The organism is Pseudomonas gregormendelii, assembly GCF_017114825.1.
Classification (GTDB): Bacteria; Pseudomonadota; Gammaproteobacteria; order Pseudomonadales; family Pseudomonadaceae; genus Aquipseudomonas; species Aquipseudomonas gregormendelii.
This window is the reverse complement of the sequence record NZ_JADEVO010000066.1, coordinates 1-14,166: the sequence shown is the minus strand read 5'-3', so window position 1 is coordinate 14,166 and position 14,166 is coordinate 1. Positions and strand designations below refer to the sequence as shown.

Here is a 14,166-nt window from a genome sequence, read left to right as displayed (position 1 = left end):
TCGAGTACCATGCTGGCAGCATGCAGCTTGAACTCGCGGGTATAGACCTTTCTATCGTTCATGGAACCTCCAAGTTGGCGAAATCATATCGCCCTTAAGAGGTGTCCGGAATTATTAGACCAGTTCACACCGCCGCCTATACTCAAACCACAATCCCTGCTAGCGCCGAGCATCCTGTTTGGCCTCACGTTTGTCAGGAAGCCGCGACCTTGAACCTGCGTTCGCTGATCGTCGCCGTGCTGTTGGTCGTGGCGGGATGCGCCACGCCTGAGCGTGCGCCTGTCAGACAACCCCCGATCATCGTGGCGCAGGCCACGTGGCAACAGGTGGATCGAGAGATCGTGGCGGCCTCCCGGTCGGCCACTGAGCAAGCCAAAGTCTTCGCGCGTGGCTCCATGGAGCATTGGCGCACGCGAATCTACGAGCAGACTGAAGAGAACTTCATCCCCTGGTTTAGCAGCTACTGGACCCAGGAATGGATGTCGATGAAGGTCAGCTGGTACACCATCAGCGCCAAGGGTGAGCAGGACGCCTCGGCCAATCGTCTCGCGCAGTACCTGCTTGATGAATACCAGGAAAGGGTGCTGGCGCCGGTGGCCGTCGAGGTCGACCCGGATGCGATTCTGCATCAGGCCACCGAGTTCTACGTGCAGCTCATGGGCCAGCAGCTGCAGGTGATTGCCCAGCGTCATCGCGTGCCCATGGACCAGCTCAACGCCCGCGCCAACAAGATCCCGGCCATTGCCCTGGGCCCGCCGGCTGCGCGGGACGCTTCGCTTTATCAGGTCATTCACACCGACCTCAATACACTGCCGGCGTATTCGGCGCTGATCGAAAAAATTCACGTGGCCGGTGGTGACAGGGGCGTGGGTTCGACGGATACGGCCATGGCGCCCGTGGCCAAGCGTGCCAGTCAACGCATGGAGGCCGAAATGGCCCCGCGCGGCGCCGCCAGTGCCGTGGCCGCAGCGGCCGGCAAGCTGGCGGGAGGCCTGATCACCGTGGGGGTGGCGGGCATACGCGCAATCATCCGGGCCAACGACCGCCCCGACAGCGAGGCGCTGATCCGCAGTAGCCTGGGCAACACCTTCGACAAGGCCTGGCAGAAGCTGGTGCAGAACCCGACGACCGGAGTGATGGCCGGCACCTTGTATATGGCGGGGCAGGTGGAGGGGAACCTTGGCGGGAGGGTCGAACGGCCGTCGGTCGGATCCCAAGGCGCAGCTGTCGACTGGAGCCCGACGGAATCGACTATCCAGCAGCTCGACCCTCTACCCCCGGCAGGAGAATAACCATGTCTTACGTTGATGGCTTGATCGCCGCAGTACCCACCGCAAATCGTGAAAAATTCAGGAAACACGCCGAGTCGGCCGCGGTCATTTTCAAGGAAAACGGTGCCTTGAGCGTTGTTGAATGCTGGGGCGATGACGTGCCCGACGGCAAGGTCACGTCGTTCCCCATGGCGGTGAAACTCAAGGAGGACGAAACCGTGGTGTTTTCCTGGATCGTCTGGCCGGACAAGGCCACCCGCGATGCCGGCATGAACAAGCTCATGTCCGACCCGCGCATGCAGCCGGACGTCAACCCGATGCCCTTCGATGGCCAGCGCATGGTGTTCGGCGGATTTAACATGATCGTGCAGGCCTGAGGCCGGGCGCAGGGTCACTCCGCCGACGGGGTGATCCTGCAGCTCTTGCGGTTGCGGATTTCGATGTCCGTCGGTCGCTCTTTGATAAACTCAAAACGCGGTTCACCTTCGCTATAGTGAACCAGCCATCCCCAGTCCAGCTCGGACTCGTCCTGACCCGGCCGCGGTGGCATTGCCCACCAGGGTTCCTTGCTGATGATCTCTCGCATGACCCGCTCCCGTTGATGGGGTTGTCTGAACTATAACTTGCCTATCAGGAGCTGCCAGGCATGAGCGACGAAGCCCACGAGCCGACCAAGCGGCTGTTTTTCGCCCTGGACTGCGCACCTGCCCAGCGCAAGGCCATTGCCCAATGGCGCAGCGCGCTGCAATTGAGGACCGGGCGCCCGGTGCCGGCGGAAAATTTTCACCTGACACTGCTGTTTCTCGGTTCGGTCAGCGTGGCGCAGATCGCCGAGATCTGCACGGCGGCTGGCAAGGTTGCGGTGCCGGATGAGCCCCTGCGGGTTGAACTTGATCGCCTGGATGCCTGGCGTCGGGCCGGCGCGCTGGTGCTGGCGTCGGAGCAGGCACCTGCGCCGTTGCTGCGCCTGGTGTATGGGCTGGAACAGGCGATGCTGCCGTTCGGCCTGGAGAATGCGCCAACGGAGTTTCGCCCGCACCTGACGCTGATGCGCGATTACCGGGCGCAGGTGCCCGAGTCAGCGACGCCACCGGCGTTTTTTCTGCGGGCTGATCGATTCGTTTTGTTTGAGTCCCACAAGGGGCGTTATCGGGCGCTGGCCGACTGGCCGTTCGGCGGCGCATAAAAAGCGCCCGAGGAGGGCGCCAAATTCACCTGAGCCGAGGGAGCCAGGTGAGGCCGTTCTTCATGAAAGAAATGCAGCGGTGGTAAGGCGCTGCCGGAACGGAAAATTTTTGCCGGAGGCACCCGTAGGAGCTGCCGCAGGCTGCGATCTTTTGATCTTCATAAGGCCAGAACATCGCAGCCTGCGGCAGCTCCTACATGAGCAGTCGTGCTATTTGCCGAGCTTTACCCGGGTCCAGCCCCGTGTCATCACCCGCTGGACCCCGATCGGCATATCCGGAATGGCATACAAGGTCGCGATGACCGCCTGGGACGGGTACGACCCCGGGTCATCGCGAATCGCCTCGTCCACCAATGGCGTCGCCGCCGAATTGGCGTTGCTGTAGCCGATGTTGTTGGTAATCTCGGCAATGATGTCCGGGCGCATCAGGAAATTCATGAACAGGTAGGCGTTGTCGACGTTCGCCGCGTCCCGGGGGATCGCGACCATGTCGTAGAAACTGCCGGCGCCTTCCTTGGGAATGCTGTAGTCGACCGTCACCTTGCCGCCGGCCTCCTGGGCGCGAGCCTTGGCCTGCAGCACGTCGCCGGAGTAACCGACGGCCACGCAGATATTGCCGTTGGCCAGGTCGGAGATGTACTTGGAGGAATGAAAGTACGCCACCGATGGCCGAATCTTCATGAACAGCGCCTCGGCTTCGGCGATCTGCGCCTTGTCCTGGGAGTTCACGGGATAACCCAGGTAGTGCAGGGCGGCGGGGAGCATTTCAGTCGGTGAATCGAGGAAGCTGATGCCGCAGGCTTTGAGCTTTTGCGCATTTTCCGGTTTGAACAGCAGGTCCCAGGAATTGGTCGGGGCGTTGGCGCCGAGTACTTCCTTGACCTTCTGCGGGTTGAAGCCGATGCCGATCGAACCCCACATGTAGGGGAAGGCATGCGCGTTATTCGGGTCGCTGGCGGAGGCGTTTTTCAACAGCACCGGGTTGAGGTTTTGCCAGTTCGGCAGCTTCGACTTGTCCAGCTCCTGATAAACGCCAGCCTTGATCTGCTTGGCGAGGAAACTGTTGGACGGCACGACGATGTCGTAGCCGGATTTGCCGGCGAGCAGCCGTGCCTCCAGGGTTTCGTTACTGTCGAACACATCGTAGGTGACACGAATACCGGTCTCGTCTTCGAACTTCTTCACGGTGTCCGGGGCGATGTAGTCCGACCAGTTGTACACGCGCAGCACCTTGTCATTGGCCTGGGCGCCGGTGGCGATTGCGCCTGATAAAGCCAGTATCAGCAAAGTCCTGCCAAACATTTTCATCGGTACAACTCCATTTCTTTTTATTCAAGTACGCAAAGCAACATTGCAATCAACCTAAAACCGTCCGCCGACGTCCCCGTCACTCCCCAGGACCCCGCAGGACCCTATCGGACCCTATCGGACCCCGCCGGACCCCGTAGGAGCTGTCGAGTGAAACGAGGCTGCGATCTTTTTTGCTTCTATAGAAGCGAAGATCAAAAGATCGCAGCCTGCGGCAGCTCCTGCATCAAGCGGTGGCGCCCACCGTTTGCTTACCAGGCTGCCACGACTCGCTGGCCGTCTGGTCCATCGCTTCCTGGATCGCGCGTTTGCGCGTGGCTTCAGCGCGGCGACTGAAATACCAGACCATGAACGTCACGATCGACACCGCCAGCAGAATCAGGCTGGCGACCGCATTGATCTCAGGTTTCACCCCCAGGCGCACCGCCGAGAACACTTCCATCGGCAGGGTCGTCGAGCCTGGCCCGGAGACGAAGCTTGCCAGCACCAGGTCATCCAGCGACAGGGCAAACGACATCATGCCGCCGGCCGCCAGTGACGGCGCAATCATCGGAATGGTGATCAGGAAAAACACCTTGAACGGCTTCGCCCCCAAGTCCATGGCGGCTTCTTCGATGGACAGGTCCAGCTCCCGCAAGCGGGCGGAGACTACCACCGCGACATAAGCAGCACAAAAGGTGGTGTGGGCGATCCAGATAGTGACGATGCCACGCTCCATCGGCCAGCCGATCAACTGCGCCATAGCGACGAACAGCAGCAACAGCGACAGGCCCGTGATCACTTCCGGCATCACCAGGGGCGCCGTGACCAGGCCGCCGAACAGAGTGCGACCCTTGAAACGGGTGACCCGCGTCAGCACGAACGCCGCCAGGGTCCCCAGCGCCACCGCCGCAATCGCGGTGTAGCAGGCGATTTCCAGCGAGCGCAGCACCGAGCCCATCAGCTGGGTATTGTCGAGCAGGCCGACGTACCACTTCACCGACCAGCCACCCCACACCGTCACCAGTTTCGAGGCGTTGAACGAGTAGATCACCAGGATCAGCATCGGCAGATAGATAAACGACAGGCCGAAAATCAGCATGAACTTTGAAAATCCGAAGCGTTTCATCCCCGACCCTCCATCTCTTTGGCCTGGCTACGGTTGAACAACAGGATTGGCACAATCAGGATCAACAGCATCACCACCGCCAGGGCGGAAGCCACCGGCCAGTCACGGTTGTTGAAGAATTCCTGCCACAGCACGCGGCCGATCATCAGGGTCTCAGGGCCGCCGAGCAGTTCCGGAATCACGAACTCGCCGACCACTGGAATGAACACCAGCATGCAGCCGGCAATGATGCCGTTCTTGGCCAGCGGCACGGTGATCTTCCAGAAGTTGTTGAAGTTGCTCGAGCCCAGGTCAGAGGCCGCTTCCAGCAGGCTGTTGTCATGTTTGACCAGGTTGGCGTACAGCGGCAGCACCATGAACGGCAGGTACGCGTACACCACGCCGATGTAGACAGCGGTGTTGGTGTTGAGGATCTCGATCGGGTGCGAGGTCAGGCCGGTCCACATCAGGAAAGCGTTGAGCAGCCCGTTGTTGCTGAGGATGCCCATCCACGCATACACGCGGATCAGGATCGCGGTCCAGGTCGGCATCATGATCAGCAGCAACAGGACGTTTTGCGTTTCCTTGCTCGCCTTGGTGATCGCGTAGGCCATCGGAAAACCGAGCACCAGACACATCAGGGTGCTCAGGAACGCCACCTTGAGCGAACCCAAGTAGGCCGAGATGTACAGCTCGTCCTGGGTCAGCAACGAGTAGTTGCCAAGGTTGAGCAGCAGCTGGAATTTCTGCTCGGCGAAGGTGTAGATCTCCGAGTACGGCGGAATGGCCAGGGCCGCTTCCGAGAAGCTGATCTTCATTACCAGAAAGAACGGCAACAGGAAGAACAGGCACAACCACAGGAACGGAATGCCGATGACCAGTTTGCGCCCGCTGGGCACCAGTCTGAGGAACTGCTGGTTGAAGGTTCTCATGAGCGCAGTACCACGCCGCTGTCGTCTTCCCACCACACGTAGACTTGGTCGTCCCAGGTCGGGCGCGCGCCACGGCGTTCGGCGTTGGCCATGAACGACTGCACGATCTTGCCGCCGGGCAATTCAACGTAGAACACCGAGTGGCCGCCGAGGTAGGCGATGTCGTGGACCTTGCCCTTGGACCAGTTGTAGCGGAACTCCGGTTGAGTGGTGCTGACCAGCATTTTTTCCGGGCGGATGGCGTAGGTGATCGACTTGTCCTGGACCGAAGTGCTGACACCGTGGCCGACGTAGATCTTCTGCTCCAGGTCCTTGCTGTGAATGATCGCGTGACCCTCGAGGTCCTCGACCACGGTGCCTTCGAAGGCGTTCACATTGCCGATGAATTCACACACCATGCGGCTGACCGGTGCTTCGTAGATGTCCACCGGGCTGCCGATCTGGGCGATCCAGCCCAGGTGCATGATCGCGATGCGCTGGGCCATGGTCATGGCCTCTTCCTGGTCGTGGGTCACCATCACGCAGGTCACGCCGACCCGCTCGATGATCTCCACCAGTTCCAGTTGCATCTGCGAGCGCAGCTTTTTATCCAGTGCGCCCATCGGCTCATCGAGCAGCAACAGCTTCGGGCGCTTGGCCAGCGAGCGGGCCAGGGCCACGCGCTGACGCTGGCCGCCGGACAGTTGATGTGGCTTGCGTTTGGCGTATTGGGTCATGTGCACCAGACGCAGCATTTCCTCAACGCGGGCGTCGATTTCGCTGGCAGGCAAACGGTCCTGCTTGAGGCCGAAGGCAATGTTCTGCGCCACGGTCATGTGCGGGAACAGGGCGTACGACTGGAACATCATGTTGATCGGCCGTTCGTACGGCGGCATGTCGGTGATGTCGACGCCGTCGAGCAGGATGCGTCCTTCGGTCGGCCGCTCGAAGCCTGCGAGCATGCGCAGCAGGGTCGATTTGCCGGAGCCGGAACCGCCGAGCAAGGCGAAGATCTCGCCTTGATGGATCTCTAGCGAGACGTCATCGACTGCGGTGGTTTCGTCGAATTTCTTGGTGACGCGGTCGACTTTCACCAGCACCTTTTTCGGTGCCTGGTGACCTTCAAGAGCCTTCCTGTAGATGCTGGAGGCGTTTGCCATGTGAAACTCCCAACAGGTTTCAGTCGTCGGGCCAACGCGGCCTGACTTAAGAGTGAATTGCAAACCTGGGCTGTCAGCTGATGGCGACCCCTGTAGGAGCTGCCGAAGGCTGCGATCTTTTGATCTTGAAGAACAAAGTCAAAAGATCGCAGCCTTCGGCAGCTCCTACGGGGGCTACCCCATCGGCCCTGGCTTGTTCGGCGCCGCCATCCTGGCTGCCTGGGTCGTACTTGTTGTTATCGCAGTGTGTTGTTTCGCCAGTCACGGGTGCGCAAAGACGCACCCGCAGACTCACGGGGGCAGTAAAGGGTTGATGTCAGGTCAGCGAGTGTTACGCAGCGCGGCCCGTTGCCGGCACGCGTTGCCAAACGCCTGGAAAATACTCAAGTACGGCGGATTCGCCAGCACCTGCCACTCCGGATGCCATTGCACCCCGAGCGCGAACGCCGGGCTGTCCTGCACCGAAATCGCTTCGATCAAACCGTCCGGCGCAACCGCTTCGGCGCGCAGCCCGGGTGCCAGTCGATCAATGCCTTGGCTGTGAATCGAATTGACCATGAACTCGGCGGGCAACTGCAGCGCTTCAAACACGCCGCCCGGCTGGGTGGTCACGGCATGGGCCGGTGCGTACTGCACGGCCAGTTCCGGGCTGTCCGCTTCGCGGTGATCGAGCATGCCCGGCAGCTCATGGACCTTTTGATGCAGGCTGCCGCCGAACGCCACGTTCATTTCCTGAAAGCCGCGGCAAATGCCCAGCACCGGAACGCCCGCGGCAATGGCCGCACGCAACAGGGGAAGGGTGGTGGCATCCCGCGCCGGGTCGTGATCCGTGCCGGGGGCGCTGGCCGGGCCTTGATAGTGGAAGGGTTCCACATTCGATGGCGAGCCGGTCAGCAGCAGGCCGTCGAGTTGCCCGAGCAGGTCCTCGATATCGATCAGCTCAGCCAGGGAAGGGATGACCACAGGCAGCCCCAACGCAGCGACGCTGACAGCACGCAGGTACTTGTCGCCGCTGATGTGATAGGGGTGCAGGCCAATCTGTTTGACGCACGCAGTAACGCCGATCAATGGCTTGAATGCCATTTTTATCACCTCGAAGTTTCACACTTGAACGAGCTTTTCCGGAGCTTAGCCTTGTTGATTTTAATTAACAACTCCCATGTAAAAAATTCTAAACGCCGTGCGTCTGATCCTTAGGGAATGCGCGGTGTGCGCGGGCGATTTGGCACTCTCGTCCCCGTAAAAGGCCCGAAAATAAAGCTTTGCAGGCCAGGTGTTCGCTATTGACTTCACTTGGCCTTTCGGATTGACTGGGCTCGCAACAAGGTAGTGAACATAATAATTAACAGCTAATAGGTGCATCATGTCGGTCCCTCTGCGTACCGTTCAACTCAACGAAGCAAACGCATTCCTTAAGAAATATCCTGAGGTTTTGTACGTCGACCTTCTGATTGCGGATATGAACGGTGTGGTGCGCGGCAAGCGCATCGAGCGCACCAGTCTTCATAAGGTTTACGAAAAAGGCATTAACCTCCCGGCGTCACTCTTCGCCCTGGACATCAACGGCTCTACGGTGGAAAGCACCGGCCTGGGTCTGGACATCGGCGACTCTGACCGGATCTGTTTCCCCATCCCTGGCACCCTCAGCATTGAGCCGTGGCAGAAGCGCCCAACCGCGCAACTGTTAATGACCATGCACGAACTCGAAGGCCAGGCGTTCTTCGCAGACCCCCGCGAAGTGCTGGCCAACGTGGTGCGCAAGTTCGACGACCTGGGCCTGACCATCTGCGCCGCCTTCGAACTTGAGTTCTACCTGATTGACCAGGACAACGTGAACGGCCGTCCGCAGTCGCCGCGCTCACCGGTATCGGGCAAGCGTCCGGTGTCGACCCAGGTGTACCTGATCGACGACCTCGACGAGTACGTCGACTGCCTGCAAGACATCCTCGAAGGCGCGAAGGAGCAGGGCATCCCTGCTGACGCCATCGTCAAGGAAAGCGCCCCGGCGCAGTTCGAAGTGAACCTGCATCACGTGTCCGACCCGATAAAGGCCTGCGACTATGCGGTGTTGCTCAAGCGCCTGGTGAAGAACATCGCCTACGACCACGAGATGGACACCACCTTCATGGCCAAGCCGTATCCGGGCCAGGCGGGCAATGGTCTGCACGTGCACATCTCGATCCTGGATAAAGAAGGCAACAACATCTTCGCCAGCGAGGATCCCGAGCAGAACGCCGCGCTGCGACACGCGATCGGCGGTGTGCTCGAGACCCTGCCGGCGCAGATGGCGTTCCTGTGCCCGAACGTCAACTCGTACCGTCGCTTCGGCGCGCAGTTCTACGTGCCGAACTCGCCCAGCTGGGGCATCGACAACCGTACCGTGGCGGTGCGGGTACCAACCGGTTCGCCAGACTCGGTGCGCATCGAACACCGCGTTGCCGGGGCTGATGCCAACCCGTATCTGCTGATGGCGTCGGTTTTGGCCGGCATTCACCATGGCCTGACCAACGAAATCGAACCGGGCGCACCGGTGGAAGGCAACAGCTACGAGCAGAACGAGCAGAGCCTGCCCAACAACCTGCGCGACGCATTGCGCGAGCTGGACGACAGCGAAGTCATGGCGCGCTACATCGACCCGCTGTACATCGACGTGTTCGTGGCGTGCAAGGAAAGCGAGCTGGCCGAGTTCGAGAACTCCATCTCGGACCTTGAGTACAACTGGTACCTGCACACGGTTTGATTGGCCAACACCCATCTTTGATGGCGGGCGAATAACCCTGTAGGAGCTGCCGAAGGCTGCGATCTTTTGATTTTGCTTTTTAAGGATCAAGATCAAAAGATCGCAGCCTTCGGCAGCTCCTGCAGGGCATTCATTCCAACGATCACTAATTTCCTGCGTCGAGTCACAACCATGACAAACACCCGCAGCGACTGGGAGCAACGCTTCCAGTCCCTTTCCATCGAAAGCCGCGCCTTCATCGACGGCCAATACCGCGCAGCGCACAGCGGTGACACTTTCGAATGCATCAGTCCGGTCGATGGCCGCTTTCTGGCCAACGTCGCCAGCACCGACGAAGCCGACGCCAACGAAGCCGTGGCGGTCGCGCGCCGTACTTTCGATTCCGGCATCTGGGCCAATCTGGCACCGGCCGAACGCAAGCGCATCCTGATCCGCTTCGCCGACCTGATCCTGGCGCACCAGGAAGAACTCGCCCTGCTCGAAACCCTCGACATGGGCAAGCCGATCAACGACTCGATGAATATTGACATCCCGGCGACCGCCAACGCGATCCGCTGGAGCGCCGAAGCCATCGACAAGATCTACGACGAAGTCGCCGCCACGCCCCACGACCAGCTTGGCCTCATCACCCGCGAACCTGCCGGTGTCGTGGCGGCGATCGTGCCGTGGAATTTCCCGCTGATCATGGCCAGCTGGAAGTTCGCCCCGGCGCTCGCCGCCGGCAACTCGTTCATCCTCAAGCCTTCGGAAAAATCGCCACTGACCGCCATCCGCATCGCGCAGCTTGCGCTTGATGCCGGCATCCCCAAAGGCGTGTTCAACGTACTGCCGGGCTTCGGTCATACCGTCGGCAAGGCCCTGGCGCTGCACATGGACGTCGATGTGCTGGCGTTCACCGGCTCCACCGCGATTGCCAAGCAGCTGTTGATCTATTCCGGGCAAAGCAACATGAAGCGCGTCTGGCTCGAAGCGGGCGGCAAGAGCCCGAACGTGGTGTTCGCCGACGCGCCGGATCTGCGCGCGGCGGCCCAGGCGGCTGCGGGTGCTATCGCCTTCAACCAGGGCGAAGTCTGCACCGCTGGCTCGAGGTTGCTGGTAGAACGCTCGATTCGCGAACAGTTTATTCCGCTGCTGGTGGAGGCACTGCAGGCCTGGAAACCGGGGCACGCCCTTGATCCGCAAACCACTGTCGGTGCCGTGGTTGATCAGCGTCAACTGGACAACGTGCTGCGTTATATCCAGGTCGGTAAAGACCAGGGCGCGCAACTGATCGCGGGCGGCAGTCGCACCCTGGAAGCCACCGGTGGGCTGTATGTGGAGCCGGCGATTTTCGACGGTGTGACCAACGCCATGACCATCGCCCGGGAGGAAATCTTTGGCCCGGTGCTGTCGCTGATCACCTTCGATACCGCTGAAGAAGCGCTGGCCATCGCCAACGACAGCATCTTCGGCCTGGCGGCGGGTGTCTGGACCAGCAACCTGAGCAAGGCCCACACCTTCGCTCGCGGCCTGCGCGCCGGTAGCGTGTGGGTCAACCAGTATGACGGCGGCGACATGACGGCGCCGTTCGGCGGGTACAAGCAGTCGGGTAACGGTCGGGACAAATCGCTGCATGCGTTCGACAAGTACACCGAACTGAAAGCGACCTGGATCAAGCTCTAAACCCTATAAAAAGCGACGGTCGCCGGCACATGCCAGCGGCCATCGGAGAAACCTATGAAACAGACACATGTAAACAGCTACTACGCCGCCACCCGCAACTTCACCGGCGACTTCCCGGTGCTGGAACACGCGGTGGACTGCGACGTCTGCGTGATCGGCGCCGGCTACACCGGTTTGTCCTCGGCACTGTTCCTCTGCGAGGCGGGCTACAGCGTGACCGTGCTCGAAGCCGCCAAAGTCGGTTTTGGTGCCAGTGGTCGCAATGGCGGGCAACTGGTCAACTCCTACAGCCGCGACGTCGATGTGATCGAAGAGCGCTACGGCGACAAGACCGCCGAAGTGCTCGGCAGCATGATCTTCGAAGGCGCCGACATCATTCGCCAGCGCATACAGCACTACGACATCCAGTGCGACTACAAGCCCGGCGGTATCTTCGCTGCGCTGAACAAGAAGCAGCTCAAAGGCCTGGCCGAGCAGAAAAGCAGCTGGGAACGCTACGGCAACAAGAACCTGAAAATGCTCGATGCGGCCGATATCAAGCGTGAAGTCGGTTGCGACAATTACGTCGGCGGCCTGCTCGACATGCAGGGCGGCCACATTCACCCGCTTAACCTGGCGCTCGGCGAAGCCTCGGCGATCATCGGCCTGGGCGGCAAGATCTACGAACAATCGGCGGCGGTGGAAATCACCTATGGCGAGCCGATTACCGTGCGTACGGCCAAGGGCGTAGTGCGCGCCAAGTACCTGCTGATCGCCGGCAACGCCTACCTGCCGCAGGGCCTCGACAATCGAGTGACCAGCAAAAGCATGCCGTGCGGTTCGCAAATCGTTGTCACCGAGCCGTTGTCCGAACAGGTCGCGCGCAGCCTGATCAAGAACAACTACTGCGTCGAAGACTGCAACTACCTGCTCGACTACTACCGCCTGACCGCCGATAACCGCCTTCTGTACGGTGGTGGCGTAGTCTACGGTGCACGCGAGCCGGACGACATCGAACAGCTGATCAAGCCGAAGATCCTCAAGACCTTCCCGCAGCTCAAGGACGTGAAGATCGACTATCGCTGGACCGGCAACTTCCTGCTGACCATGTCGCGCATGCCGCAATTCGGTCGCATCGAGAAAAACGCCTACTACATGCAAGGCTACAGCGGCCACGGTGTCACTTGCTCGCACCTGGCCGGCAAACTGATCTCGGAAATGATCCGCGGCGACGCCGAACGCTTCGACGCCTTCGCCTCCTTGCCGCACATGCCCATGCTTGGCGGGCGCACCTTCCAGGCCCCGCTGACCGCCATGGGCGCCGCGTACTACGCGCTGCGTGATCGCTTCGGTTTCTAAAGCAGGCGCCTCCCTGTAGGAGCGAGCTCGCTCGCGATGGGCGTCAACGATAACGCGTGCTGTCTGCATGAACGTGTTGTCTGGACGTTCTTCGCGAGCAAGCTCGCTCCTACAGCAACACCCCCAAACGTGATTTAATACCCGACTTTCAAATCTCCGGGACAGGGAAGCGGTACCTTCGCGGCCAAAAGTCGCCCGCCATCCACCCCCATAACCCTTAAGTTTTCCTCGCATAAGGCTGTCATGGACACGGGCTCACGACTCAAACTAGTACGCGAAAGCTACAAACTCTCCCAGCGCGAGCTGGCGCGGCGTAGCGGCGTCACCAACGCGACCATCTCCCTGATCGAACAGAATCGCGTCAGTCCCTCCGTCAGTTCCCTGAAAAAACTGCTCGAAGGCATCCCCATGTCCCTGGCGGACTTCTTCACCTTCGACCAGCCGCCCCGCGAGCACCAATACGTCTTCCGCGCCAGCGAACAGCCGGATCTTGGCCGTCACGGGCTGCGGCTGCTGCTGATCGGTGCTTCGGTGCCGAGTCGGCAGATGCGCCTGTTGCGCGAGCAGTACGCACCTGGGGCGAGCTCGGGGGAAGAGCCCATCGTGCATTCGGAAGGCGAGGAGTGTGGGCTGGTGACGCGCGGCACGGTCGAGTTGACCGTCGATGGCCAGATCAGCGTGCTCAATGCGGGCGATGGCTATTACTTCCCGACGACGCTGCCGCACCGCTTCCGCAATATTGGCCAGGATGAAGCGGAAATCATCAGCGCCAACACCCCGGCCAACTTCTGATATCACTGCGGGCTGCAGCAGGTGGCGAAGGCTGCGTCCGCAGCTCGCTATGTCACAGGCGGCTCCAAGCCACGCTGTTCGATTCTTGCGGCAGGAGGGGATTTCCTACGCCATTTTCGGACGCCAAGATCAAAAGATCGCAGCCTTCGGCAGCTCCTATGGGAGGTGTGTGTCAGTTGAAATAACGAAGCCCCGAATCGTCGGGGCTTTTTTTGATTTATTGGCGAGTGTCGCCGGCTTTACTGCCTGGCCTGTGGTGAATGCGGGTTACGGGCCGTGTGCTTGGGTCCAGCCACGGCCCATGCCAGCAATCCGAACAGTGGCACAAAGACGATCACCACGATCCATACCAGCTTGTTACTCGACTTGCCCTCGGCTTTACGCACCCGATTAATCGCCCACAACTCGACCAGCACCAGAACTGCCGCGAGTACGATCCAGATCGTTTCGATTTGCATAAGCCACCTCCTGATAGTCCTCCAGTTAGGCGGGCAGGGGCGCTCAGGGTTCATTTTATTGGTGTACAGAGTTCCACCAGTGTCCCGTCGGGGCAGTTATTGGCTGTCACGGACCCATCGCGAGCAGGGCTGAACTGGTCTAATAATTCCGGACACCTCTTAAGGGCGATATGATTTCGCCAACTTGGAGGTTCCATGAACGATAGAAAGGTCTATACCCGCGAGTTCAAGCTGCATGCTGCCAGCATGGTAC

General features: G+C 60.4%; 14 protein-coding genes. 7 read left to right on the top strand and 7 right to left on the bottom strand.

The features are described from left to right. Window positions 1-209 precede the first annotated feature (209 nt). Both IMW75_RS26035 and IMW75_RS26030 read left to right on the top strand, forming a co-directional pair. Window positions 210-1,292, top strand: a complete 1,083-nt coding sequence (locus IMW75_RS26035) for a hypothetical protein (protein ID WP_205894212.1) — start codon at window positions 210-212, stop codon at window positions 1,290-1,292. A gap of 2 nt (window positions 1,293-1,294) precedes the next feature. Further along, window positions 1,295-1,648 carry a DUF1428 domain-containing protein gene (locus tag IMW75_RS26030; RefSeq protein WP_045057647.1) on the top strand — a complete coding sequence of 118 codons (354 nt, stop codon included), beginning with the start codon at window positions 1,295-1,297 and terminating at the stop codon, window positions 1,646-1,648. Between the two features lie 14 nt (window positions 1,649-1,662). Here IMW75_RS26030 and IMW75_RS26025 read toward each other — a convergent pair whose 3' ends face one another. Beyond that, a complete protein-coding gene (locus tag IMW75_RS26025) occupies window positions 1,663-1,857 on the bottom strand; it encodes a hypothetical protein (RefSeq protein WP_045057648.1) in 195 nt (64 codons plus the stop codon). Window positions 1,858-1,917: 60 nt separating this feature from the next. Between IMW75_RS26025 and thpR the strand changes: the two genes are divergently transcribed. Further along, window positions 1,918-2,457, top strand: coding sequence for an RNA 2',3'-cyclic phosphodiesterase (gene thpR / locus IMW75_RS26020; protein ID WP_205894211.1), 540 nt, complete (start codon window positions 1,918-1,920; stop codon window positions 2,455-2,457). A 210-nt stretch (window positions 2,458-2,667) separates the two neighbouring features. Here the strand turns inward: thpR and IMW75_RS26015 are convergent, their stop codons facing one another. From IMW75_RS26015 to IMW75_RS25995, 5 genes are all read right to left on the bottom strand, one after another. Next, window positions 2,668-3,765, bottom strand: a complete 1,098-nt coding sequence (locus tag IMW75_RS26015) for a polyamine ABC transporter substrate-binding protein (protein ID WP_045057650.1) — start codon at window positions 3,763-3,765, stop codon at window positions 2,668-2,670. Window positions 3,766-3,991: 226 nt separating this feature from the next. Further along, window positions 3,992-4,873, bottom strand: coding sequence for an ABC transporter permease subunit (locus IMW75_RS26010; RefSeq protein ID WP_045057651.1), 882 nt, complete (start codon window positions 4,871-4,873; stop codon window positions 3,992-3,994). Further along, window positions 4,870-5,751: an ABC transporter permease subunit gene (locus IMW75_RS26005; RefSeq protein ID WP_205894213.1), complete on the bottom strand. Its 882-nt coding sequence runs from the start codon at window positions 5,749-5,751 to the stop codon at window positions 4,870-4,872. Before IMW75_RS26005 ends, IMW75_RS26010 begins: the two co-directional genes overlap by 4 nt. Window positions 5,752-5,780: 29 nt before the next feature. Beyond that, window positions 5,781-6,923 carry an ABC transporter ATP-binding protein gene (locus IMW75_RS26000; RefSeq protein ID WP_205894210.1) on the bottom strand — a complete coding sequence of 381 codons (1,143 nt, stop codon included), beginning with the start codon at window positions 6,921-6,923 and terminating at the stop codon, window positions 5,781-5,783. Between the two features lie 321 nt (window positions 6,924-7,244). Beyond that, window positions 7,245-8,006: a gamma-glutamyl-gamma-aminobutyrate hydrolase family protein gene (locus IMW75_RS25995; protein WP_045057654.1), complete on the bottom strand. Its 762-nt coding sequence runs from the start codon at window positions 8,004-8,006 to the stop codon at window positions 7,245-7,247. A gap of 280 nt (window positions 8,007-8,286) precedes the next feature. Here IMW75_RS25995 and IMW75_RS25990 point away from each other — a divergent pair, with 280 nt between their 5' ends. From IMW75_RS25990 to IMW75_RS25975, 4 genes are all read left to right on the top strand, one after another. Continuing rightward, window positions 8,287-9,663, top strand: a complete 1,377-nt coding sequence (locus IMW75_RS25990) for a glutamine synthetase family protein (RefSeq protein WP_045057655.1) — start codon at window positions 8,287-8,289, stop codon at window positions 9,661-9,663. A gap of 171 nt (window positions 9,664-9,834) precedes the next feature. Continuing rightward, window positions 9,835-11,325: an aldehyde dehydrogenase gene (locus IMW75_RS25985; RefSeq protein WP_205894209.1), complete on the top strand. Its 1,491-nt coding sequence runs from the start codon at window positions 9,835-9,837 to the stop codon at window positions 11,323-11,325. Between the two features lie 54 nt (window positions 11,326-11,379). Next, entirely contained in the window at window positions 11,380-12,663 is a 1,284-nt protein-coding gene (locus tag IMW75_RS25980) for an NAD(P)/FAD-dependent oxidoreductase (protein WP_205894208.1), read from the top strand. A gap of 243 nt (window positions 12,664-12,906) precedes the next feature. Then, on the top strand, window positions 12,907-13,455 hold the full coding sequence (locus tag IMW75_RS25975) for a cupin domain-containing protein (RefSeq protein ID WP_045057658.1): 549 nt from the start codon (window positions 12,907-12,909) through the stop codon (window positions 13,453-13,455). Window positions 13,456-13,694: 239 nt separating this feature from the next. Here IMW75_RS25975 and IMW75_RS25970 read toward each other — a convergent pair whose 3' ends face one another. Continuing rightward, window positions 13,695-13,913 carry a PLD nuclease N-terminal domain-containing protein gene (locus IMW75_RS25970; RefSeq protein WP_122839556.1) on the bottom strand — a complete coding sequence of 73 codons (219 nt, stop codon included), beginning with the start codon at window positions 13,911-13,913 and terminating at the stop codon, window positions 13,695-13,697. Window positions 13,914-14,166: the final 253 nt, after the last annotated feature.